At 64.7% G+C, this 23,098-nt stretch carries 23 protein-coding genes; 10 read left to right on the forward strand and 13 right to left on the reverse strand.

Annotation, left to right across the window (positions count from 1 at the left end):
- Positions 1-56: 56 nt before the first annotated feature.
- Both CBY09_RS04845 and cysE read left to right on the forward strand, forming a co-directional pair.
- Positions 57-860: an RNA methyltransferase gene (locus CBY09_RS04845; RefSeq protein ID WP_094286945.1), complete on the forward strand. Its 804-nt coding sequence runs from the start codon at positions 57-59 to the stop codon at positions 858-860.
- A gap of 45 nt (positions 861-905) precedes the next feature.
- Positions 906-1,688, forward strand: a complete 783-nt coding sequence (gene cysE / locus CBY09_RS04850) for a serine O-acetyltransferase (protein ID WP_094286947.1) — start codon at positions 906-908, stop codon at positions 1,686-1,688.
- A gap of 97 nt (positions 1,689-1,785) precedes the next feature.
- On the opposite strand, the gene mog is transcribed toward cysE, so the two are convergent.
- Both mog and yjgA read right to left on the reverse strand, forming a co-directional pair.
- Positions 1,786-2,388, reverse strand: coding sequence for a molybdopterin adenylyltransferase (gene mog, locus CBY09_RS04855; protein WP_094286949.1), 603 nt, complete (start codon positions 2,386-2,388; stop codon positions 1,786-1,788).
- On the reverse strand, positions 2,381-3,052 hold the full coding sequence (gene yjgA, locus CBY09_RS04860; RefSeq protein WP_094286951.1) for a ribosome biogenesis factor YjgA: 672 nt from the start codon (positions 3,050-3,052) through the stop codon (positions 2,381-2,383). The genes mog and yjgA overlap by 8 nt, the downstream gene beginning before the upstream one ends.
- Before the next feature lie 65 nt (positions 3,053-3,117).
- On the opposite strand from yjgA, the gene pmbA reads away from it, so the two are divergent.
- Positions 3,118-4,560 (forward strand): metalloprotease PmbA, encoded by a 1,443-nt coding sequence (pmbA, locus tag CBY09_RS04865; RefSeq protein ID WP_094286953.1) that lies wholly within the window; start codon positions 3,118-3,120, stop codon positions 4,558-4,560.
- 97 nt (positions 4,561-4,657) lie between these two features.
- Here pmbA and CBY09_RS04870 read toward each other — a convergent pair whose 3' ends face one another.
- Positions 4,658-5,326 carry a TetR/AcrR family transcriptional regulator gene (locus CBY09_RS04870; protein WP_094286955.1) on the reverse strand — a complete coding sequence of 223 codons (669 nt, stop codon included), beginning with the start codon at positions 5,324-5,326 and terminating at the stop codon, positions 4,658-4,660.
- 94 nt (positions 5,327-5,420) lie between these two features.
- Between CBY09_RS04870 and CBY09_RS04875 the strand changes: the two genes are divergently transcribed.
- The 4 genes from CBY09_RS04875 to CBY09_RS04895 all read left to right on the forward strand — a co-directional run bounded on the left by CBY09_RS04875 (position 5,421) and on the right by CBY09_RS04895 (position 8,023).
- A complete protein-coding gene (locus tag CBY09_RS04875; RefSeq protein WP_094286957.1) occupies positions 5,421-6,443 on the forward strand; it encodes a saccharopine dehydrogenase NADP-binding domain-containing protein in 1,023 nt (340 codons plus the stop codon).
- Positions 6,444-6,531: 88 nt separating this feature from the next.
- A complete protein-coding gene (locus CBY09_RS04880) occupies positions 6,532-7,068 on the forward strand; it encodes a helix-turn-helix domain-containing protein (RefSeq protein WP_240515583.1) in 537 nt (178 codons plus the stop codon).
- A 287-nt stretch (positions 7,069-7,355) separates the two neighbouring features.
- Complete coding sequence (locus CBY09_RS04890; RefSeq protein ID WP_094286966.1) at positions 7,356-7,781, forward strand: VOC family protein; 426 nt, start codon at positions 7,356-7,358, stop codon at positions 7,779-7,781.
- Complete coding sequence (locus CBY09_RS04895; protein ID WP_094286968.1) at positions 7,778-8,023, forward strand: hypothetical protein; 246 nt, start codon at positions 7,778-7,780, stop codon at positions 8,021-8,023. The genes CBY09_RS04890 and CBY09_RS04895 overlap by 4 nt, the downstream gene beginning before the upstream one ends.
- Positions 8,024-8,045: 22 nt before the next feature.
- On the opposite strand, the gene CBY09_RS04900 is transcribed toward CBY09_RS04895, so the two are convergent.
- Positions 8,046-8,942, reverse strand: a complete 897-nt coding sequence (locus tag CBY09_RS04900) for a LysR family transcriptional regulator (protein WP_094286970.1) — start codon at positions 8,940-8,942, stop codon at positions 8,046-8,048.
- A 444-nt stretch (positions 8,943-9,386) separates the two neighbouring features.
- Here CBY09_RS04900 and CBY09_RS04905 point away from each other — a divergent pair, with 444 nt between their 5' ends.
- Positions 9,387-9,770 (forward strand): VOC family protein, encoded by a 384-nt coding sequence (locus CBY09_RS04905; protein ID WP_094286972.1) that lies wholly within the window; start codon positions 9,387-9,389, stop codon positions 9,768-9,770.
- A 320-nt stretch (positions 9,771-10,090) separates the two neighbouring features.
- On the opposite strand, the gene CBY09_RS23605 is transcribed toward CBY09_RS04905, so the two are convergent.
- From CBY09_RS23605 to CBY09_RS04915, 4 genes are all read right to left on the reverse strand, one after another.
- Positions 10,091-10,549, reverse strand: coding sequence for a hypothetical protein (locus CBY09_RS23605; RefSeq protein WP_133066234.1), 459 nt, complete (start codon positions 10,547-10,549; stop codon positions 10,091-10,093).
- Between the two features lie 39 nt (positions 10,550-10,588).
- A complete protein-coding gene (locus CBY09_RS23610) occupies positions 10,589-11,566 on the reverse strand; it encodes a hypothetical protein (RefSeq protein ID WP_205734089.1) in 978 nt (325 codons plus the stop codon).
- A 42-nt stretch (positions 11,567-11,608) separates the two neighbouring features.
- Complete coding sequence (locus tag CBY09_RS23615; protein ID WP_165773864.1) at positions 11,609-12,028, reverse strand: hypothetical protein; 420 nt, start codon at positions 12,026-12,028, stop codon at positions 11,609-11,611.
- 124 nt (positions 12,029-12,152) lie between these two features.
- Positions 12,153-13,259: a tartrate dehydrogenase gene (locus tag CBY09_RS04915; RefSeq protein ID WP_094286976.1), complete on the reverse strand. Its 1,107-nt coding sequence runs from the start codon at positions 13,257-13,259 to the stop codon at positions 12,153-12,155.
- Positions 13,260-13,383: 124 nt separating this feature from the next.
- Here CBY09_RS04915 and CBY09_RS04920 point away from each other — a divergent pair, with 124 nt between their 5' ends.
- Positions 13,384-14,322 (forward strand): LysR substrate-binding domain-containing protein, encoded by a 939-nt coding sequence (locus CBY09_RS04920; protein ID WP_205734090.1) that lies wholly within the window; start codon positions 13,384-13,386, stop codon positions 14,320-14,322.
- 82 nt (positions 14,323-14,404) lie between these two features.
- Here CBY09_RS04920 and CBY09_RS04925 read toward each other — a convergent pair whose 3' ends face one another.
- Together CBY09_RS04925 and rpsU are read right to left on the reverse strand one after the other, a co-directional pair.
- Positions 14,405-14,851 carry a GatB/YqeY domain-containing protein gene (locus CBY09_RS04925; protein WP_094286980.1) on the reverse strand — a complete coding sequence of 149 codons (447 nt, stop codon included), beginning with the start codon at positions 14,849-14,851 and terminating at the stop codon, positions 14,405-14,407.
- Between the two features lie 220 nt (positions 14,852-15,071).
- The gene (gene rpsU / locus CBY09_RS04930; RefSeq protein ID WP_007833691.1) at positions 15,072-15,284 is read right to left on the reverse strand and encodes a 30S ribosomal protein S21; all 213 of its coding nucleotides are present in this window, start codon (positions 15,282-15,284) and stop codon (positions 15,072-15,074) included.
- Between the two features lie 308 nt (positions 15,285-15,592).
- Here rpsU and CBY09_RS04935 point away from each other — a divergent pair, with 308 nt between their 5' ends.
- Complete coding sequence (locus tag CBY09_RS04935) at positions 15,593-18,871, forward strand: EAL domain-containing protein (RefSeq protein WP_094286982.1); 3,279 nt, start codon at positions 15,593-15,595, stop codon at positions 18,869-18,871.
- 30 nt (positions 18,872-18,901) lie between these two features.
- Here the strand turns inward: CBY09_RS04935 and CBY09_RS04940 are convergent, their stop codons facing one another.
- From CBY09_RS04940 to CBY09_RS04955, 3 genes are all read right to left on the reverse strand, one after another.
- On the reverse strand, positions 18,902-19,216 hold the full coding sequence (locus CBY09_RS04940) for a hypothetical protein (RefSeq protein ID WP_094286984.1): 315 nt from the start codon (positions 19,214-19,216) through the stop codon (positions 18,902-18,904).
- A 99-nt stretch (positions 19,217-19,315) separates the two neighbouring features.
- Positions 19,316-20,569, reverse strand: a complete 1,254-nt coding sequence (locus CBY09_RS04945) for a BaiN/RdsA family NAD(P)/FAD-dependent oxidoreductase (RefSeq protein WP_094286986.1) — start codon at positions 20,567-20,569, stop codon at positions 19,316-19,318.
- 198 nt (positions 20,570-20,767) lie between these two features.
- Positions 20,768-22,969, reverse strand: coding sequence for a TonB-dependent siderophore receptor (locus CBY09_RS04955; RefSeq protein WP_094286990.1), 2,202 nt, complete (start codon positions 22,967-22,969; stop codon positions 20,768-20,770).
- Positions 22,970-23,098: the final 129 nt, after the last annotated feature.

Raw genomic sequence — 23,098 nt, forward strand, 5'->3', positions numbered from 1 at the left:
CCGCAGTGCCCTTTTTTGCCTAACCGGCCGCTTTTCCCCTCTCTCCCCGCCCGCCCATGAAGACCCGTTTTGTCCTGATCAACACCAGCCACGCCGGCAATGTGGGTGCCGCCGCCCGCGCCATGAAAACCATGGGGTTTGACGACCTAGTGCTGGTGGCGCCCCGCTGGGCCAACGTGCTCAGGCGCGAGGAAACCATCCAGCGCGCCAGTGGCGCCCTGGATGTGCTGAACAACGCGCGCATCGTGGACACGCTGGACGAGGCCCTGGACGGGATGAGCCACCTGTGCGCCACGGCCATGACGCCACGCGACTTCGGTCCGCCCACGGCTGCGCCGCGTGCCCACTTTGAAATGCTATTGAATCAGGAGCTATCAAGGCAGAATGGATGCGCGCAAGAGGCTGAAAATGCTTCAAATCCAGAGGCCTCTGAGCCCGGAGCCGCCCATCAGGCGGGCGTGGCCTTTCTGTTTGGTTCCGAGCGGTTTGGCATGACCAACGAAGATGTCTACCGCTGCCATGTGGCGCTGTCGATTCCCACCAATCCCGGCTTCGGTTCGCTCAACCTGGGCGCGGCCATCCAGGTGATTGCCTACGAATGGCGCCAGGCGCTGGGCGGGTTTGCGGTGCAGGACGCCACGCCTGCCCGCGCGCTGGCCGATGCTGCGCAGGTGGCGGGCATGCTGGGCCACTGGGAGCAGGCGCTCACCTCCATCGGTTTTCTGGACCCGGCCGCGCCCAAGAAGCTCATGCCCCGCCTTAACCAGCTTTTCAACCGCGCGCAGCTCAGCCCCGAGGAAATCCACATCTTGAGAGGTGTCGCCAAAGCCATGATCGAGACGGCGCAGGCGAAACGATAGACTGTGCAGCCCATAAACACATAACCAAAAGAAACGAAACCGCCGATGCTCGCCCGCCTGCGTTCCGATATCCAGTGCATCCTCGACCGCGATCCTGCCGCACGCAGCACGTGGGAGGTGATCACCTGTTATCCGGGCCTGCACGCGATCTGGCTGCACCGCCCCGCGCACTGGTGCTGGAACAACGGCCTCAAATGGCCCGGCCGCTTCATCTCCAACTTCTCGCGCTGGCTTACCGGCATCGAGATCCACCCTGGTGCGAAGATCGGCGAGCGTGTGTTCTTCGACCATGCCATGGGCGTGGTGGTGGGCGAGACGGCCGAGATTGGCGACGGCTGCACCATCTACCAGGGCGTGACCCTGGGTGGCACCTCGCTCTACAAGGGCGCCAAGCGCCATCCCACGCTGGGCAAGGATGTGGTGGTGAGCGCCGGTGCCAAGGTGCTGGGCGGCTTCGAAGTGGGCGACGGCGCCAAGATCGGCAGCAATGCCGTGGTCATCAAACCCGTGCCTGCGGGCGCCACGGCCGTGGGCATTCCGGCGCGCATCATTCCGTCCAAAGAGGGCCAGAGCGCCGACGTGACCGAGCCGCAGCAGGCCCGCAAGTTCACGGCCTACGGCATCACGCAGGAGGACGACCCACTGTCGCAGGCCATGCGCGGCCTGATCGACAACGCCTCGTCGCAAGAGCACCAGATTGCGCTTTTGTGGCAGGCCATTGAAAAGCTCTCGGCCGCCAACCAGCAGGCCAAGGACTGCGTGCCCTGCGACGCGGCGCTCAAGGAGCAGTTCGAGGCGGGCAAGCTCAACGAGCTGGTGGGCAAGTAGGCAGCCCGGTCCGCTGAATTGTTCTGCTCCTGAAAATATAGCTGCTATCGCTTGATGGACGGGCGGTAGCAGCTATTTTTCTTTGAATGTTCTCTGGTCAGGCCGTGCGCGGTGCGCGAATGGCTGTCTTGGGCCGGAACGCCTTGCACACCTCATCGCGCGTCTCCAGGTACGGCCCGCCGATCAAATCGATGCAGTAGGGCACGGCGGCAAAGATGCCCGGCACGATCTGCTGTCCGTCCGCATCCTTCAGCCCCTCCAGCGTCTCGGCAATCGCCTTGGGCTGGCCCGGCAGGTTGATGATCAGGCTTTGCCCACGGACCACGGCCACCTGGCGCGAGAGGATGGCGGTGGGCACGAACTTCAGGCTGATCTGGCGCATCTGCTCGCCAAAGCCCGGCATCTCCTTGTGCGCCACGGCCAGCGTGGCCTCGGGCGTCACGTCGCGCAGCGCAGGGCCGGTGCCGCCGGTGGTGAGTACCAAGGCGCAACCGGCGTCCACCAGCTCGATCAGCGTGGCGCTGATGCCCGCCTGTTCGTCGGGGATGAGGCGCGGCTCGAAGGTGATGGGGTTGTGCAGCGCGCGTGTGAGCCAGTCCTGCAGCGCAGGCAGGCCCTTGTCCTCGTAGACGCCGGTGCTGGCGCGGTCGCTGATGGAGACGATGCCGATCTTTACCGGGTCGTGCAGGGGCTCACTCATCGCTGTTGTCCTCGTTGGTGTCGCTGGCATCTGCCATGCCCGTGCCACCCAGGTGCTCGCGTACCAGCTGGAACAGTTCGCGGTATGCGCGGCCCTTGCGCGGGGCCAGACCTTGCGAGACCTGGACATTGGCCTCCTTGCCCGCAGGTTGGGCGTCCTTGCGGGCCTGGCGGATCAGCGCGCGCAGCTGCTGCGTGTCGGTGGTGGGGTGCTCGGCCATCCAGGCGGCCAGCGTGTCGTCGTCGGCAATCAGCCGGTCGCGCCATTGTTCGGCCAGGTGCAGCTGCAGCTTTTCGGTGGCAGAGCCCTTGTGTTGCTCTTCCAGGGCTTGGCGGGCGGCGTCCACCAGTTCGGGCTCCAGCTTGCGCATGAGCTTGCCCACGTACTGCATCTGGCGGCGCTTGCCTTCAAAGTTGGTGATGCGCTTGGCCTCGGCCAGCGCTTCCACCAGTTTGTCGGGCAGGCCCACGGCGTCGAACAGGTCAGCGCGCAGGGTCAGCAACTCCTTGCCCAGGTCTTGCAGTTCATCGCTCTCGCGTTTGAGATCGGTGCGGCTGGCATCGGGCGTGCCTTTGAGTTCGGCCTTGAGTTGAATGTCCAGTTCGCTGCCTTCGGCAACAAAATGGCCCTTCACAAAGTAGCCTTTTTTGGGTTTGCGTGACATGGGGTGGGGGCAAAGAGAGAGGTGGCAGCGAGTGCGCCAAAGTGGCAAGTATCATAGCCGCCGCTATGAATAAACCCTCCAACCGCGCCCCGCGCACCCCCGGCGCGCTGGCTGCTGCGCCCGCAGCAGCCACCTCCCGCACCCCCGACAGCGGCTTCAGCTACAGCCGCCCGTTTTTTGAAGAGCTGGTGGACCGCGCCCTGGCGCATGCCAAGAAGCTGGGCGCCACCGACGCTGGCGCCGAGGCGTCTGAAGGCTGCGGCCTGTCGGTCAGCGTGCGCAAGGGCGAGCTGGAGAACGTAGAGCGCAACCGCGACAAATCGCTGGGCGTGACGGTGTACCTTGGCAAACGCCGTGGCAATGCCAGCACTTCCGATTTCTCGAACAAGGCCATCGAGCAGACCGTGCAGGCAGCCTACGACATCGCCCGTTTCACGGCTGAAGATCCCATGGCAGGCCTGCCGGACGCCGATGACATCGCCCAGGCCGACACGCACCGTGACCTGGACCTGTTCCACCCCTGGGCCATCACCAGCGAAGAAGCGGCCGAGATGGCCAAGGCCTGCGAAGCCGCTGCGTTCAAGACACACCGCCGCATCACCAACAGCGAAGGCGCGGGTGTGTCGGCCCAGCAAAGCCATTTCTTCAGCGCCCACACGCGCGGCTTTCGCGGTGGTTATGCCAGCTCGCGCCACAGCTTCTCGGTGGCACCTATTGCGTCCCTGCCCGGCAAGAACGGCGAGATGCAGCGCGATGCCTGGTACAGCTCCATGCGCGACGCCACCGAACTGGCATCGCCCGAGGCCGTGGGCCGCTACGCCGCGCAACGAGCGCTGAGCCGCCTGGGCAGCCGCAAGATCCCCACCACGCAATGCCCCGTGCTGTTCGAATCGACCTTGGCCGCAGGCCTGCTGGGAGGGTTTGTGCAGGCCGTGAGTGGCGGCGCGCTCTACCGCAAGAGCAGTTTCTTGCTCGACTCGCTGGGCAAGATGGTCTTCCCCAAGCACATCGACATCCTCGAAGATCCGTTCATCCTGGGCGGCAAGGGCAGCTCGCCGTTCGATGAAGAAGGCGTGCGCGTGGCACCGCGCAAGGTGGTCAAGGGCGGGCGGGTGGAAGGCTACTTCCTGTCGAGCTACTCGGCGCGCAAGCTGGGCATGAAGACCACGGGCAACGCTGGTGGCTCGCACAACCTGGTGATGACCTCGCGCCTCACCCAGGCCAGCGACAACCTGGACGCCATGCTGCAAAAGCTGGGCACGGGCCTGTTTGTGGTGGAGCTGATGGGGCAGGGCGTGAATTACGTGACGGGCGACTATTCGCGCGGCGCGAGCGGGTTCTGGGTGGAGAACGGCAAGATCGCCTTCCCCGTGCACGAGATCACCATCGCGGGCAATCTGAAGGACATGCTCAAGGGCATTGAGGCCGTGGGCGCCGACGCCTACAACTACGGCGCCAAAACCGTGGGCTCCATCCTGGTCAACCGCATGAAGGTGGCGGGGAGCTGATGTTTGGTTCGCAGCGCAGCCGCAGCAAAGGGCTACGCTGATGCAAAAGGCCCTCGCGACGAGCGAGGGCCTTTTTGTTTTTTGAGCAGCTGTTGCGCTACGTGTTGCCTGCCCGCGCACCCGCCAGCAAGGCCTGCACTGCTGCTTGCAGCACAGGGGTTGCCTCCTCGCCGCTGAGCAGGCCTGAACTCACAAAAGCCCCATTGATGAGCACAGCCAGCTGGGCCGCCAGGGCCTCGGGCCGGGGCACGCCCAGCCGCTGGGCAATGCCGTGCAGGCGGCTGCGCAGCGCCACCATGTGCTGCCGGGCCACCTGGCGGGCCGGGTGGTCCTGCTCGGCAAATTCGGCCGCCACGTTGATTTGCGGGCAGCCCCGGTAGTTGGACCGGCCCAGCCGCTCGCCGATCCACTGCATATGGGCCTGCAGCTCGGCGGCCGGGTCGTTGGCATGCTGCGCCGCCACCGCATCCCACAGGCCCCAGAAGTCCACGTCTTCACGCTCCAGAAACGCCACGATGAGGTCGTCCTTGGTGGGGAAGTAGCGGTACAGGCTGGTCTTGGCCACGGCCGCTTCGGCCACCACCAGGTCCACCCCCACGGCACGCACGCCGCGTTGGTAGAACAAGCTCGACGCCGTGTCGAGGATGCGCTCGCGCAAGTCCTGCACGGGCTCGCTGGAGGCCGTCGCAGCGCGCCGTGACGCAGGCTTGGGGCGGGCGCCGGGCGTGGTTGCCGGGAGGGGATGGGAAAAAGAATGTGCAGCCATGCTTGACATGATACAGACCTGTCTGTAATCTTCAAACAACAGACAGGTCTGTATCGTCAATTTTTCCCTCCACTTCTTTCCCGAAAGGTTCTCCATGACATCCTCTGTTTCTTCCATCGCGGTGTACGGTGCCAGCGGCCATACCGGCCAGTTTGTGGTGCAGGAGGCCTTGCGCCGTGGCCTGCGCGTGGTGGCCGTGGGGCGCAATGCCACCCGGCTGGCTGCGCTGTTTCCCTCGGGGGTGGAGTGCCGCGTGGCGGCGCTGGACGACCCGGCGGCGCTGGTGCAGGCCTTTGCCGGTTGTGGCGTGGTCATCCACTGCGCGGGGCCCTTCATGGACACGGCCACCCCAGTGGCGCAGGCCGCGCTGCAGGCGGGCGCCCACTACATCGATGTGACCGCCGAGCAGCCCAGCGCCCAGGCCACCTTTGCCGATCTGCAGGCGCCCGCCGTGGCCGCCGGGCGCGCGGTGGTGCCCGCCGCTGGTTTTTATGGCGGCCTGGCTGACCTGCTGGCCAGCGCGCTCGCCGCGCCCGGCCCCATCGACGAGATCACCGTCGCCATGGGGCTGGACCGCTGGTGGCCCACCGAAGGCACGCGCCTGACGGGCGAGCGCAACAAGGCGCAGCGCCAGGTGGTGCAGGGCGGGCGCCTGGTGCCGCTGGTGCCCGCCGCCGACGTGCCCGACTGGACCTTTGCCGCGCCTCTGGCGACCTATGCCATGGTCGAGCTGCCGTTCAGCGAGACCATCACCCTGGCCCACCACCTGCAGGCCGACACCATCCGCTCGCTCATCAACCGCTCGGCCCTGGCCGACATCCGCGATGCCAGCACCCCGCCGCCCACGGCGGTGGATGGCAGCGGCCGGTCGGCCCAGCGTTTTGAACTGGTGGTGCGGCTGGTGCAGAACGGCGTGGTGCGGACGGCCGGTGTGCGCGGCCAGGACATCTATGCCGTGACGGCGCCCCTCGTGCTGGAGGCCGCGCAGCGCCTGATGGCCCCGGCGTACCAGCGCAGCGGTGCGCTGGCCTTGGGCGAGGCGGTGGACTCCATGGACACGTTGCGGGCGTTGAACGGCCAGGCGCTCGAAGTCTTTGGCGATGTGCAGGTAGCCTGAAAAGCGACTCCGAGTGTGTGTGCCAGCAGCAGTCCCTGCCCGGGAAGATCGGGCGGGTCGCCAGACCCCAAGGCGATATGCTTCGCGCATGCCCTCTGAGCGCCCGCACCCATTGCCCTCCAGCGCGCCCGCCGCGCCGTCGGAACAGGCGTCGGGTGCGGCTATTGCGCCGCAGGACCCGGCCCTGTTGCGCCGCCTGCTGCGCGCCAAGGACCGCATGGACGCCGCATCGCACGAGGCCTGGCCAGTTCAGCGGCTGGCCGAGGTCAGCGGCGTTTCAGAGGCGCACTTCGCCCGCTCGTTTCGGCAGGCGTTTGGCATTCCGCCCCACCGCTACCTGCTGACCCGCCGCATCGAGCAGGCCACCACGCTGCTGCGCGATACGAACCTGCCCATCACCGAGATTGCGTTTGCCACCGGCTGGGAGAGCCTGGGCACCTTCGGGCGCATCTTTCGCGACATCACGGGGATGAGCCCCAGTGCGGTACGGCTGGAGGCCCAGGCCAGTGCCACGCCCCTGGATCAGGTGCCCGCCTGTGTGTTGAAGGCCGCGCAACGCCCCGACCTCACCACAGCAGTTTTGGAGAAGCGCCGCCGCCTGGCGGAAGGTACAAATCGGTCCTAGAGCCTGTTCAAGGTCTTTTTGGAGTCGCACAAGTACCTTGCCGGGATGGGATGCAAGGCGCGGTGGGCAGCCAATAGCTCGGCTATTGGCAAGCGCCGCAACACCGCAGACCGCCCGGCAAGGCACTTGCCCGAAGGGTTGGAGTGAAATCGGGCGATTGGAAGCCCCGGCTGCTTGCATGGGCACGAGCCCATGCGGCGCATCCGAAGCATCCACTCCTCCCGATTGCACTCCAATGCGATCTCCAAAAAGACCTTGAACAGGCTCTTAGCAACCAAGGAGATCTGATGACGAAGAACCAAGGCATTGGTGTGGTGGGGGTGTATGTGGACGACCAGGACGAAGCGCTTGCGTTCTATGTGGGCAAGCTCGGGTTTCAGGTGCACACGGACGTGCGCAACGGCCCCTACCGCTGGCTGACAGTGCAGCATCCTGACCAGCCGGGCTTTCAGCTGGGGCTGTTCACACCCGGCCCGCCCATCCACGATGCCGCCACGGCGCAGACGCTGCGCGCCATGGTGGCCAAGGGCGCCATGCCGCCGCTGGTGTTGCATGTGGCAGATTGCCGCGCTGCGTATGCCCGGCTGCGCGACCAGGGTGTGGAGTTCACGCAGGAGCCCGTGGACCGGTACGGCAATGTGGATGCGGGTTTTCGGGACCCGGCGGGCAATGGCTGGAAGATGATCCAACTCGCGGCCGGAGGTGCGCAATGAGCGCCGGTGTGGGCATTCGGCGGTTTCACCGCTGGGTGTCGATGGCGTTCACGCTGACTGTCATCGCCAATTTCGTGGCTCGGGGGATGGGTCCGGGCAACCCGCCCGACTGGGTGACCTATGCACCCCTGCCGCCGCTGGCGCTGCTGCTGTTGACGGGGCTGTACCTGTTTGTGCAGCCCTATTTGCGGCGGCCTGCGGCTCGGCGTGCCCCAGGCGCTCCGGTCTTGCCACCCGTGTGATGGCAGGCGGCAAGCCCAGCTGTTACTCCCCACAGTCCGCAAACTCGGCCAGCAGTTGCAGCACGCCCTCCACCGCAGGTGAGGGCGGTGGCTGGTGGCGGTGCGCCACAGCCATGGGGCGCATGAGGAGGGGCTGCAGAGGGCGGATCTGCACGCCAGGCGTGCCCTGCAGGTCCTCCACCTCCTCCATCGGCAGCAGCGCGGCGCACTGGCTGGCCACGGCCAGGCTCTTGAGCGCGCCGGGGTAGCTCAGCGCCAGAAAGGGGCGTGGGTGGTGGCCCGCCTGGCCAAACCAGTTGGCAATCAGCCCGTGCATTTGCGTGGCGGGCGCAAACGACGCCCAGCGGCGAGTGGCCAGCCAGTCGGGGGTTGCGAACGCGGGCGCGTCCCAGGCCGCAGGCAGCAACGCCACCATGGGGTCGTTGCGCCAAGGGGCCTGGCGTACCTCGGCCAAAGGCGGCTGGGGGCTGGCGATGATGCCAATGTCCAGCGTGCCTGCCTTGAGCCGCTGCATGGACTCGGCCGATCCGACGGCCTCCAGCCGGATCTCCACACCGGGGCAGCGCGCCGCCAGTGCCTCCAGCATGCGCGGCAGCAGGCGCGTGCTCACGCCCGCCGACACGCCCACACGCACGATGCCCTCGCGCCCCGAGGCGCGGCGGCGCACGCGCTCCATCAGGTCGTCGCAGGCAAGCAGCAGCTGGCGCCCCTCCTGCACCAGCACTTCGCCTGCGGGCGTCAGCTCGGCCTGCCGTCGGCCTCGCACCACCAGGTCGGCCTGCAGGCGCGACTCGAGCTCCTTGATGTGCAGGCTGACGGTGGGCGGCGCCAGGTGCAGCGCCTGTGCGGCCGCTGCAAAGTTGCCCAGGTCGGCAATGGCGATCAGCGTCTGCAAGTGGTCCAGGTTGAAGTTACGCATCAGTTTTTATGAATTGAGGCTTCATTGAATTCAACTTTACAGATGGTATGCCAAGCCCGAGCATCCGGGCCATGTTGCATCCCACCCGTCTGGACCCCGAAAGCACGACCCGCCAATCCCAGGCCTGCCAGCCGCCGGGGGTTGTGCCAGAGCACCCGGCCCCTGGGGGCCGCTGGCCCCGGCGGGTGCGGCGTCTGGGCGGGCGGTGGCAGCGGGCGCTGGGTGCCGCCCTTGCGCGGGCGGAAAAACACATCAGCGAGAACTTCCGGGTGCCGCCCCATGGGGGGTGACGGGGGCGGGCCTCCTCACTGCCTGCACTGCGTGCACTGGTGAGGCGGAGGGGATCGGCCTACACTGCACCACCGGTCAGGCGGCCCGAACCGGGGCCTGGTGTGCACCAGGGGGCTGCAAGGCCCGGGGCCGGATTGAGCGAAAGGACCTGGTATGTTGTCCGATGCTTCCGTAACCACCATGCTGCCTGTGATGGACATGGACCGCGCCCGCGCCTTCTACGAGGGTTGTCTGGGCCTGAAGCCCGGTGGGTTCCGGCCCGATGGCAAGTTTGTCTATGCGGTGGGGGGCAGCACGCTGGCGCTGTTCCCCAAGCCGGAAGGCACCAAGGCCGACCACACGGCCATCAGTTTCCAGGTGGCCGACATAGCGGCCACCATCGAGGCACTGAAACGCGCGAAGGTGGTCTTCGAGGACTACGACTTCCCGGGCCTCAAGACCGTCAATCACGTGTGTGTGCTGGGCGCCGAGAAGGCCGCGTGGTTCAAGGACACCGAGGGCAACTACCTCTGTCTGCACGAGGACATTGCCACATAACCCGTTTTTTCAGGCGAAAAAGGCCGTTGCCGCGCGGTGGGTATGCCTTTAAAGCTATTGAAATAGGAGCGTGAGGCTGAGGGCCGTGGCTCAGCGCCCCGCCACCCGCGCCGCAATCGCCTCGCCCACCTGCGTGGTGCTGGCCGTGCCGCCCAGGTCCGGTGTCGCTGGGTGGTGGGTGAGGGCTTTTTACCCGCAGGCTAATGGCCTTCGCAATCGACGCCAACAAGGCTTTTCTACAAGTTGCGCCTCAGGCATCATTCCTGAGACGCGCGGTTGGTTGGGTGACTATGGGGGCTGCATTTCAGCAGCCTCTCCGATCAGTCGTTTATCTCTCGACGAAATAGCTTCGTGGCCAAGATAGAAACAACGAGAAATGGAATAAATAAAATAAATGGCGGCCAGGGTGATTCAAGCTCATCTAAGCTGCCAATGATGCTCACCGTGTCCACCCCTTTTTTTATAAAATAGACGGGCAATCCCTCTCTGGTTTGCGCCTTATGGTGCGCCTTGTCTCCTGCGACGTGTGCAAAGGCTGTCACGCTGTTGCCAGAATTCATCTTAAGAACGACCGAGCTTCCTTTTTTTTCCATTTGAATTTTATATTTTTGCGCTTTTTCAAAGCTGTCGAGATCTGGCTCTGGACCATAATGCAGAACCGCAGGCTCGGAAAAATAATGAAATTGAATCCACGGAGTTATTTTGCTTGCAAATAGAAAAAAGGTTGCCAGGGTCATCAGCCATAGTGTGATGGTAAATCCTAAACGGGATGGTCTCATATTTTTATTCCAAATAATATCTGATGCTAAATTCTTCTTTTAATTGAATTTTTCAATGCGTGTGACACAGCGCGCAATTAAACCTTCTGCTTGTGCTTTGGGTGATTGATGGCTACGTAGATCACCAACGAAGAAGATATCGCTGTTTCCCATCTCGATGCTGTATGTGGGGTGCCACATCTCTGGTGGAAGATAGCCTTCCTCAAATGAATCAAATTCCACAGTGGCTTGGCTGAAGTCCACATGCGGATAGCGAGTGAAATCAATCAACTGGCCCCAGCCGCAGTCCGGTGCATCATCCGTAGAGTGCAGTCCATGAAGAGGATTGTGTGTTTTTAAAACAGCGGCGGCCGAGGCCGAAACATACGCATAGCCCTCATTTTTTATCCCTAGACATTCGCCACGGCCTATTCTTTCTGCTTCCATCCAGCCACCCATCATGGTTTGCAGAGGTTGCTTGGCTCCCATGATGATCATTCGTGTGGCGAGTTGTTCATCCGGTACTGAAAGCCGCTTGATGCGATCTTCATTCAAGATCACTTGTATGGCCAGCGCGGGTTGTTCTGGAAATTCCCATACTTTTGTAACCTGTTTGCACAGCAGTTCGGCACCCATTTCTGCCTTGGTCCAGACCCAATCACCTACGCGAATTTTCTCAATGGACACCAAGCCATTGCGGGTGTGAACCGGGGTGCCTGCGATGAAGCCCATATCATGACTTGTCGTGCTTTTGCTCACTGCTGAATATTTTTTATGGAGATGGACGGGCGGATTTTTCGGAGGATAGATTTTTTGGGCCAGGATACCCACCAATCTCCAGATCGCCAGGGGTGGAATGATGATGCTGAAAATCAGTATTCCGAGTTTCATGAAGCGGATGTCCCAGCGCGGAAAGACATCGTTGATGAGATAGACCGCCCAGGGAATGGTCCCGAGTACTGCCAGGAACAGTGCCCAGTTCTCGATGATCTCTGCCCTGCTGATTTCCTCGGCGGGCAATGGGGCGGGTGACTTCATGGGCATGGCGGGGAGTCCGGTGGGTGTTGGGTCTGAGAGTGGCTACTTGTTCTTGTCGAAATATTCTTCAACTTCTTTTGTATTTGCTGAATACCTTGCAGAAATAGGCCATGAACGGCAGATGCTGGTGGTCAGCGTGCCTTTATTATTATAGGCAAACACCATGTACTCTGTATTTTTTTGAAAGAACTGTCCGCAGGTATTCTTTGGGCTGTAGATGGTGATGGGTTTTCCTTGATCGCCTTTGTATATTTTTGTGGGTGAAAATTTATAATAACCTGCTTCTTGAGTGATATCGGTGGGTCCTTCTGTTGCAATTCCTTTGAATATGATCGTGGTTTGTGGGCCATCTCTTTCTGCGGAGGCCAGGCTGCAGCTGCATGCATGGGCGTTGCCGATGGCGACCGATGCCATGGCGCTGATGTAGACGATGGTGGTGGCGAGTTTTATGTTGGATCTCATTCAAAATGATTGGTTATGGGCAGATTTCTATTTACTCAACCGGAATTGAAGTAGTAGCTGGGTGAAGTTATCGCTGGCGACCTGCCGTTCATTGTCAGCGGTAAGTTTCCGAGCTTCGGTGCCGCTATGCGGCTGTGGTGACCCGCTCCGCAATGGCCCGTCCCACCTGCGTGGTGCTGGCCGTGCCGCCCAGGTCCGGCGTGCGCGGACCGCTTTTGATCACTTCTTCGATGGCGTTGACGATGGCATCGTGCGCCGCCCGTCCTGCGCCCTGGCCCTGCGTCAGGAAGTCCAGCATCAGCGCGCCGGACCAGATCATCGCAATCGGGTTGGCGATGTTTTTGCCATAGATGTCGGGCGCCGAGCCATGCACGGGCTCGAACAGGCTGGGGAAGGTGCGCTCAGGGTTCAGGTTGGCCGACGGCGCCAGGCCGATGGTGCCGGTGGTAGCCGGGCCCAGGTCGGAGAGGATGTCGCCAAACAGGTTGGTGGCGGCCACCACGTCAAAACGGCCGGGCTGCAGCACAAAGCGGGCGGTGAGGATGTCGATGTGCTGCTTATCCAGCGTGACCTCGGGGTAGTCCTTGGCGACATCGTCGGCACGCTGGTCCCACCAGGGCATGCTGATGGCGATGCCGTTGCTCTTGGTGGCCAGGGTGACGTGCTTCTTAGGGCGGCTCTGCGCCAGGTCGAAGGCGAACTTCAGCAGGCGGTTGGCACCGTGGCGGGAGTAGACGGATTCCTGGATGCAGATTTCGCGGTCGGTGCCTTCGTACATGAGGCCACCCAGGGACGTGTACTCGCCCTCGGTGTTCTCGCGCACCACGTAGTAGTCGATGTCGCCGGGTTGGCGGCCGGCCAGGGGGCAGGGCACGCCCTCGAACAGGCGCACGGGGCGCAGGTTGATGTACTGGTCGAACTCGCGGCGGAACTTGAGGAGGGACCCCCACAGGGACACGTGGTCCGGCACGGTGGCAGGCCAGCCGACGGCGCCGAAGAAGATCGCGTCCATGCCCGCAAGCTGCGCCTTCCAGTCGTCGGGCATCATTTTTCCGTGCGCGGCGTAGTAGTCGCAGCTGGCCCAGTCGATGGAGGTGGTTTCGAGCGCAATGCCAAAGCGCGCTGCAGCGGCCTGCACCACACGCAGGCCTTCGGGCATCACCTCCTTGCCAATGCCGTCTCCGGCAATGAGGGCGATGCGGTAGGTTTTGGAGGTGGCGGAAGAGGTCATCAAGCAGTCCTTGCGGTGTGGGGAGGAGCGCTGCTGCAAGGCGCAGCCAGCGGTTTGGCGTGCATTGTTCCCAGCGCTGTTGAAAACTACAATCCGCCGACTGTGGCTTCATCATTTACACATCGTGCATAAAAATCCTGCTGCAGAAGATCTGCGCGTGTTCACGGCCGTGGTGCGCAAGGCCAGCTTTGGTGGTGCCGCCACCGAGCTGGGCACTTCACCTGCCTACGTGAGCAAGCGCATCCGCCTGCTGGAGCAGGACCTGCAGGTCAAGCTGCTGCACCGCACCACCCGCCGCGTGGCAGTGACGGAGGAGGGCGAGCGGGTGTTCCACTGGGCGCAGCGCATCCTGGACGACATGGAACAGCTGATGCAAGAGGTGGCCGTGACGCGCAGCGAGCCACGCGGGCTGCTGCGGGTGAGCAGCAGCTTTGGCTTCGGCCGCCAGATCGTGGCGCCCGCGCTGTCGCGGCTGGTGGAGCAGCACCCGGGGGTGCAGGTGCGGCTGGAGGTGTTCGACCGGCTGGTGGACGTGGCGGGCGAAGGGTTTGACCTGGACGTGCGCGTGGGCGACGAGATTGCGCGGCACCTCATTGCCCGCCGCCTGGCAGACAACCACCGCGTGTTGTGCGCAGCGCCTGCCTACCTGCAGCGCAAGGGCGCGCCGCGCTCCGTGGCCGATCTGGCCGCGCACGATTGCCTGGTGATCAAGGAGCGCGACCACCCGTTTGGCGTGTGGCGCCTGCGCAGCGGCGCGCAGGAAGAATCGGTCAAGGTGCGCGGCCCGCTGTCGGCCAATAACGGCGAGATGGCCGTGCAGTGGGCGGTGGATGGGCGCGGCATTGTGCTGCGCTCGCTGTGGGACGTGGGCGCGCACCTGCAGACGGGGCGCCTGGTGCAGGTGCTGCCGCAGTGGCAGCAAGAAGCCAATGTGTGGGCCGTGTACCCCACGCGGCTGGAGCGGTCGGCCAAGGTGCGGGTGTGTGTGGAGTTTCTGCAGGCGCATTTCCGCGCCGGGTGGATGGCGCGGGGTGCGGACGCGGGCGCAAGCGCTCTCGTTTGAAGAAAAAATAGCCGCTACCGCCCGTCTGGCAAGCGGTAGCAGCTATCAAAAAGATACTGATGGGGTGGTGGTGAGGGGGCGATCAGCCCGCCAGCGCAGCCTTCACGGCGGCCGACACCTGGCCCATGTCGGCCTTGCCCGCCAGGCGGGTCTTGACCACGCCCATCACCTTGCCCATGTCGCCGGGGCCCGAGGCGCCGATTTCGGCCACGATGGCCTTCACGGCAGCCAGCGTTTCTTCGGCCGACATGCGCTCGGGCAGGTAGGCCTGCAGCACGGCCATCTCGGCCTTTTCCTTGTCGGCCAGATCCTGGCGGCCCGCGCCTTCAAACGCGGTGATCGAGTCCTTGCGCTGCTTGATGAGCTTGTCCACGATGGCCACGATGGCCGCGTCGTCCAGCACGATGCGCTCGTCCACTTCCTTTTGCTTCATCGCCGCCTGCAGCAGGCGGATGGTGCCCAGGCGCTCGCTGTCCTTGGCGCGCATGGCGGTTTTCATGTCTTCGGTGATCTGGTCCTTGAGGCTCATGAGGCTTTTCCTTGTCTTTGTGTGGGTCAGGCAGGGACTTAGGGTTTGCAAAAAGCCCCTCTGGCTAGGCGTAGTGCCGCAGACAGTAGTCTTGCTACGGCAAGGCGCTACAACGACGCCAGAGGGGCTTTTTGCAAACCCGAAAAAACAAAAACCCGCGCTTGGCGTCCCTAGCGCGGGTTTGTCGGCACTCCGTATCAGAACGGGGCCAAAGCGGTACTTAGTACAGCTTCTTGGGCAGTTGCATGCTGCGAACGCGCTTGTAGTGACGCTTCACGGCAGCAGCCTTCTTGCGCTTGCGCTCGGCGGTGGGCTTTTCGTAGAACTCACGGGCGCGCAGGTCGGTCAGCAGGCCGAGCTTTTCAATGGTGCGCTTGAAGCGGCGCAGGGCAACGTCAAAGGGTTCGTTTTCTTTTACGCGGATCGTAGTCATTAGCTAATGTTTTCCAAATGTGCCTGCAGAGGGGCTTGGGGAGATCGGGCCTCAAGTCCGTACAAAGCGGTTTCCCCGTCTGTAACTAGTATTTGGCCGACGGGGCATTGCCAGCAAAGCCGGAGATTATAGCCTCTATCCGCGCCAGTGGTGCAAGGGGCGCCCGCCTTTCGGTGGATGTTGCGCGAGGATGGCGTCTGGGGCGGTTGCCAGGTCGGCAATGGCGCGAAATTTGCTTCATGTTGTAACACTCCTACTCATCGGTGGGGAGCCCTGGCCATCCGCCCGGGCGGCCCCGCCACAACACCATGGCATTCATGCGCCGCGTATCGGGTTGGCTGGGCCGCCTCAGTGTGGGCCGCAAGCTCATGCTCATCTATCTGCTGGACCTGACGGCGGTGATCTACGTCTCCAGCATCCTGATCCATGAGAAGTACCTGGCCATCGACTTCACGCGCAAGGAGATCGTGGGCACCACCTATGCGGCGGTGGTGCGCGACGGCTTGCTGGGGCAGTTTCTGGATGCGTCCCAGCAGCCACCGCCGGTGGCTGAGGTGCTGGCCCGGCTGGCCGTGGTGCGCGAGGCCCATGACGAGCAGTTGCACACCGGCGATGCAGGCCAGCGCTTCAGTACCGCGCTGGAGCAGTTGCCCGGCACGGCATCGCCCGCCCCGGGGGTATCCGCCGGGGGCAATACCCCGTCGCTCACCCTGCAGCGCAGCCAGCTGTTGCGCGAGGGGCGCGAGCTGCTCACCACCGTGGGCAACCAGTCCAATCTGATCCTGGACCCGGACCTGGACAGCTACTACGTGATGTCGCTGGTGGTGCTGCGCTTCCCGGAGCTGCTGCAGGCGGTGCACGACACGGTGAGTTTTCTGAGTGCGGCGCCCTCGGCGCGGGGGCCGCAGTGGAACTCGGAGCTGCTCACGCTGGTGGGGCGGCTGGACGCGGTGGCGCAGGGCATTGAGTCGGACTACAACCAGGCCTTCATTGCAGGGTCCCCCGAGATGCGCGCGGCCTTGGGCCCGCAGCGCGAGGCGCTCAAGGCGTCGCTGGCGAGCCTGCAGGCCCTGCTGCAGGGCATTGCCGCTGGCGAATCGCGCCTGACGCTGGCCCAGGTGGGCGCGCAGCAGGCCCAGGTGCTGGGCGCGCTGCGCGATGCCTGGTCGGTGGGCATCGTGGACCTGGAGCGTCTGTTGAACCAGCGGGTGGACAGCCTGTTTGCGCGCATGTGGCTGCACCTGGGCACGGCCCTGGTGCTGCTGGGTTGCATCCTCTCGCTCGTCACGCTGGTGGCACGCCAGATCGCCAAGCCCCTGCAGCAGCTGGCGCGGGTGGCTGACGAGGTGCGCAAGAGCGGCGACCACACCCTGCGCGCGCAGTGGAACAGCCGCGACGAAATCGGCCGCCTGTTCACCGCGTTCAACGAGATGCTGTCGCAGCTCGACCGCGACCGCGTGCTGCAGCAGGAGCTTGCCGCCAGCGCCCGCGCGGCCGAGGCGCAGCGCGAGCTGGTGGAGGCCTTCCCCATCCCCATGGTGGTCACGTCCATCCCCGAGCACGAGGTGCTGCACTCCAACGCGCCCGCCGCCCATTGGCTGGGTGGTCGCAAGACCGACCCCTGGGCCGTGGGGCTGGAGCCTGGCGTGCGCGCGCGGTTCTTTCAGCGCCTGGCGGACCAGGGCTCGGTTGATGAATTTGAAGTGCGCTGGAAGGGCAGCCCTGAGCCTTCGTGGGCCGTGCTGTCGGCGCGGCGCCTGCAGTTCCAGGGGCGCGACTCGGTGCTCACGGCGTTCACGCCCATCAATGTGCTCAAGGTCATGGAGCAGCGCCTGGAGCTGTGGGCCAAGGTGTTCGAGGCCTCGTCCGAAGGCATCATCATCATGAACGCCGATCAGCAGATCATCAGCGTGAACAAGGCGTTTTGCCGCAGCACGCACTACGACTTCTACGAACTCATCGGCGAAGGCCTGGGCTCGCTGTTGGAAGAAGCCGGGGGCGAGCCGCTGTCGGCGCAGATCCGCCGCACCATGGCCGACAAGGAGTCCTGGCAGGGCGAGGTGCGGTTTCGCCGCCGCTCGGGCGAGACCTACCCGGCCTGGCTCATGGTGTCGGCCGTGCGCGAGGGCAAGGGGGGCGCCGTGGCCAACCACATCGGCATTGCCATCGACATCACCGACCGCAAGCACAACGAGGAACGCATCCAGTTCCTCGCGCACCACGACGTGCTCACCGAACTGCCCAACCGCTCGCTGTGTGTGCAGCGCCTGCAGATGGCACTGGCCCAGGCACCCATCACCGGCGAGAAGGTGGCCGTGCTGTTCATCGACCTGGACCGCTTCAAATCCATCAACGACACGCTGGGCCACCACATTGGCGACGGCCTGCTGCGCTCGGTGGCCGCGCGCCTCACGCAGGCCGTGCGCAGCCGTGACACGGTGAGCCGCCTGGGCGGCGACGAGTTTGTGGTGGTGATGCGCGACGTGGCCGGGCGCGAGGACGTGCAGCAGCTGGTGGAGCGGCGCCTGATCCCGCTCATCCGCCAGAGCCACCCGGTGGAAGGGCATGAGCTGAACGTGTCGTGCAGCGTGGGCATTGCGGTCTACCCCGAGGACGGCAGCGACATCGACGAACTCATGCGCCGCGCCGACGCCGCCATGTACGAGGCCAAGACCACCGGCCGCGACATGGCGCTGTTCTACTCGATGGAAACTGACCTGCGTGCCGTGGCACGCCAGACCATGGAGCAGCAGCTGCGCCGCGCGCTGGAGCGCAACGAGCTGAGCCTGCACTACCAGCCGCGCCTGTCCGCCAAGGGCGCGCGCCTGCTGGGGGTGGAGGCGCTGCTGCGGTGGAACAGCCCGGTGCTGGGCGCCATCCCGCCCAGCGAGTTCATCCCCATCGCCGAAGAAAGCGGCATGATCCGCGCGATTGGCGGCTGGGTGCTGCAGCAGGCCTGCGAGCAGTGGGTGCGCTGGCAGGCACTGCCCCAGGGCCAGGGCGCGCACCCGCTGGCAGATGTGTCGATCTCCGTCAACCTCTCGGCCGCCCAGCTGTCCGACCCTGCGCTGGTGTCCGACATCGAGGCGCTGCTCGCCCGCACCGGCATGCCCGCCCACCGGCTGGAGCTGGAGATCACCGAATCGCAGCTCATGGACAACGCCCATGCCGCCGCGCAGCAACTGGCAGCACTCAAGGCACTGGGCGTGCAGCTGTCCATCGACGACTTCGGCACGGGGTATTCGAGCCTGGCCTACCTCAAGCGCTTTGATATCGACCGACTCAAGGTGGACAAGTCCTTTGTGCGCGACATGCTGACCAACCCCGCCGACATGGCCATCACCCGCGCCATCATCGCGCTGGGCCACACGCTGGGGCTGCGCATCGTGGCCGAAGGCGTGGAAGACCTGGCCACGGCCCAGGTGCTGGGCGCGCTGGACTGCGAGGAGCTGCAGGGCTACTACTTCAGCCGCCCCTTGCCGCTGGACCACCTGGAGGCCTGGGCGCTGCAGCACCGCTTGCTGCAGGGGGCATCGTTGCGTACGTTGGATGCCACCAGCACACAACCCGCACCGCTGATGGGGTGACGCCGCGCCGCGCTGCGGGGCTTGCCGGGGTCAGCCCAGGCGCAGGTGGAGCAAAACCGCCAGTCCGGTCAGGATCACGCCCGGCGCCAGATTGCCCAGCCACACGGCGGGGCGTGATGTGGAGCGACCCGAGATGCGCGAGTCGGCCCGCAGGTAGGCATCGCCTTCGTCGGTAAGCAGCCAGCGCAGCATGACCGCGCCCCCGGCCAACGATCCGACACCCAGCGCTGCGAGGATGGCGACAAAGATGTTGCCGCCGATGCTCGCCGCAGGCACCAACGCTACGAGGGCACCGACGGCCGTGGCGGCGGCCTGCAATTTTTCTGCGCGCTCCATCGCATCCATGCCGGTCCCCTGATGAAAAGACGCCCGGGGTGAAAGCCCGGTGGGCTGGCCGGAGTGTAGGCGCGTTGTCCTGGTGGTGTCTTCCGCTTCAGTGATGCGTCATGCACCACCGGCCAGCGGCAGCGCTTGCGCACACGCATGCGCGCTGGCCCAGGCCCACTGGAAGTTGTAGCCGCCCAGCCATCCCGTCACGTCCACCACCTCGCCAATGAAATACAGGCCGGGCTGCGTCTTGCACTCCATGGTCTGCTGCGACAGCGCCTTGGTGTCCACGCCACCCAGCGTGACCTCGGCCTTCTTGTAGCCCTCGGTGCCTGTGGGCGTCAGCTCCCAGCGCGCCAGCTGCTCGGCCAGGCGCGCCAGGGCCTTATCACTGGCTTCGTTGATGGGGCGCTGCCAGTCGGCTTCGCGGCTGGCCCAGGCGTCGGCCAGGCGGCTGGGCACCAGGGTGGCCAGCTCGTTGGCAATCAGCTTGCGCGAACGCGACTTGCCCTGCGCCAGCGCCGCAGGCAGATCCACGGTGGGCGCAAGGTTGATGGCCAGCGGCGTGCCCTCCTGCCAGTAGCTCGAAATCTGCAATACGGCAGGGCCCGACAGGCCCCGGTGGGTGAACAGCAGGTCTTCATCAAACGCCATGCGGGCTTTTTTGGCACCCGTGCTGATCTGGACCGGCAGCGCCAGCCCTGCCAACTGTGCATATGGCGCCCAGTCCGCACCGTCAAAGGTCAGCGGCACCAGGCCCGGGCGGCGCTCCACCAGCGGGATCTGGAACTGCTGCGCCAGCCGGTAGCCGAAGTCCGTGGCGCCGATCTTGGGGATCGACAGCCCGCCCGTGGCAATCACCAGCGACCGCGCTTGCACCGGGCCCCGGTCAGTATCAATTTGATAGCTATCAGCGCTTGATGGATGCGCGGTAGCGGCCAAAAAGGCTATGCTTCTGACGGTACAAGGCTGCCAATGGGTCACCCCACCCGCCGCGCACTCGGCCAGCAGCATGGCAATGATGTCCTCGGCCGAACGGTCGGCAAACAGCTGGCCCTTGTGTTTTTCGTGGTGGGCGATGCCGTGCTTGTCCACCAGCGCAATGAAATCCTGCGGCGTGTAGCGCGACAGCGCCGAGCGGCAGAACTGCGGGTTCTGCCCCACAAAGTGCTTGTGGGGTGCGGCCGGGTCCAGGTCGCGGTTGGTGAAGTTGCAGCGCCCGCCGCCCGAGATGCGGATCTTCTCTGCCACCTTGTCGGCATGGTCGATGAGCAAAACCTTCAGCCCCCGCTGGCCCGCCTGGCCCGCGCAGAACAGGCCGGCCGCGCCGGCGCCGATGATGATGGCGTCAAAAAATGGGATCGTCGGCACGGCGTGTGGATGCGGTTGGGAAAGGGGCTGATTGTGCCGACTTTGACCGCTCCGCTGCCTGCTACCCGTGGAGCACGCGCGGCCCATGCCAGTGACCGCCGCGCAAGGGCCGCCCCGCCGCGCTGGCGGTGTCCCCCTTCCCGAATTGCGTAGCAATTCGAGAGAAGGGGGAAGCGGCGCAACCGCTCAGGGGGATGGTCAGAATTTCGCGCGCAACGTCACGCTCAGGTTGCGCGGGTCGGCGTAGTTTCCGTAGTCCAGGTTGGCCCAGTACTTCTGGTTGGTCACGTTGTTCACGGCCACCGTGGCGCTGAGCTTGGGGTTGAACTGCCAGGACGCGCGCAGGTTGAGGATGGCCTTGGGCGATTGCTTCACCGTTACCGTGCCGCTGGGGTGCGGGATGTTGAAGCCTTCGATGGCGCTTTGCCAGGTCAGGTTGCCGCCCACCGACAGCGGCGCCAGGGCCCCCGAAAGCTGGTAGTCCGTGCCCAGTTGCAGCAGGTAGTCCGGCATGTTGGCGTAGATCAGGTCGGTGGGGGCACGCGTGACCTTGGCGCGGGTAAGGCCTGCACTCACGCGCCAATGCCGGGTGGCCATGCCTGCGAACTCCAGCTCGAAGCCGGTGGACTTCGTGCCGTTCACGGCCACGTAGGGCAAGGTGCCGTCGGGCAGCGGCGTGGTGATGGCGCTGTCGCGCACGCCGAAGTTGTCCTGCTTCGTCTGGAACACCGCAAAGTGCGCCTGGATGCGGCGCTCGAACAGCTCGGCCTTGAGGCCGGCCTCGGCATTGCTGCCGATGACGGGCGACAGCGGATTGTTGTGGCGGTCCTTGTAGTTCTGCGGGTTGAAGATGCGCGCGTAGCTGGCGTAGGCCGACAGGGTGGGCGTGATGTCGTACACCGCGCCGATGAAGGGCGTGACCTTGCGGTTCTCGTCCTGCACGGCCGAGCGGCCCGCATAGGCTCCTGTGGTGCCATAGGTGTCGGAGTGGCGGTGCCAGTCGGTCAGGCGCAGGCCGGTGAGCACTGACAGCGGGTCGGCCAGGCGCCAGCGTGCCGAGGCGAACAGGCCGGTCTGCTGCGTGATCTGCGTGCGCCAGGCGCCGGTCTTGGAGTACGTGGGCGCAGGCGCGTTGCCGTCCCAGGTGTAGATGTTGGGGATCACATAGCTCCAGCCCGCCACGGAGGTGTAGCCATCGGTGCGCGTGGCGGTGCGCGTGGAGCTCATGCCCACCACCAGGTCGTGCTTGCGGCCGCCCAGCTCGAACTTGCCCGACAGGTAGGCATCCACCGTGTCCTGCTTTTCGCTGCTGCCGTTGACAGCGGCATACAGCGTGGTGCCTGCGCCCGTCACCGGGTTGATGAAGGGCGCCTTGGCGGTGGTGGCGCCATAGCCGTAGGTGCTCAGGCGGAAGGTGTCGCCTTCGGTGTGGTTCAGCGCGGCCTTCAGGCTCCAGTCGTCGTTGATCTGGTGGTCCAGCGTGGCGTAGAGCGTGCCGGAAGTGCGCTCCCAGCGCGTCCACGATGGCGAGAAGCTGGTGGAGATCGGTAGGTCGATGGGCGCGCCCGTGGTGGCAAAACGGGGGATGGTGCCCCAGATCGGCGCCTTGGGGTCGTTGGACTGGCGTTGGTAGCCCACCGACACCACGGTGGCAGTGCCGATGTCGGCTTCCACCGCTGCCAGCAGGGCGGTCTTGTCCTCGGAGTAGCGGTCGCGGAAGCTCTCTTTCTTCTGCGGGGCCACGACCAGGCGGCTGCGCACGCTGCCGTCGCTGTTGAGCGGTGCGTTGATGTCCAACTCGCCCCGGTAAAGGCTCCACGAACCCGCCGTGAGCGCCACGGAGGCGGCGAACTCGCGCTGCGGGCGCTTGCGGATCATGTTGATGGTGGCCGAAGGCACGCCCACACCGGTCTGGATGCCGTTGGCGCCGCGCACGATGTCGATGCGCTCGTACAGCGCGGTGTCGAACTCCTGGTTGGTGCTGCTGCTATAGCTGGGCAGGCCGTCCGTCTGGAAGTCGGTGATCTGGAAGCCCCGTGCGTAGTACAGCGGGCGCTGCGTGTCGTAGAAGCTCACAGCAATGCCGTTCACGTTGCGCAGCACGCTGTCGATGCTGGTGAGCGACTGGCGCTCAATCTGCGCACGGTTCACGGTGCTGACCGACTGCGGCGTTTCACGCGCCGTGAGCTGCAGCCGGGTGGAAGCACTTTCGCGCGCGCCCGACACGGTGACGCTATCGAGTGCCTTGGGCGCCACGACCTGGTCGGTGGTGGTGGCCGAAGAGGTGTCTGTGACTGCGGGCTGCTGGGCCCAGGCGGCACCCGCCAGATTGGCGGCAAGTGCGGAAGCGATGGCCAGGGGGTGAACGGCACAGACAAAGCGCCTGCGGGGTGCGGACATGAACGGGCTCCAGAGGGAAAGCGGTGACGGGCTGGCTTGCAGCGCTTTTCCTACGGGACGCACGGCTGGCTGGGAACAGTTGTAAAAATTGTAAACGCGAATGAGAATAATTGTTGACAACTAATTGTT

Source organism: Acidovorax kalamii, from assembly GCF_002245625.1.
Lineage (GTDB): Bacteria > Pseudomonadota > Gammaproteobacteria > Burkholderiales > Burkholderiaceae_C > Acidovorax > Acidovorax kalamii.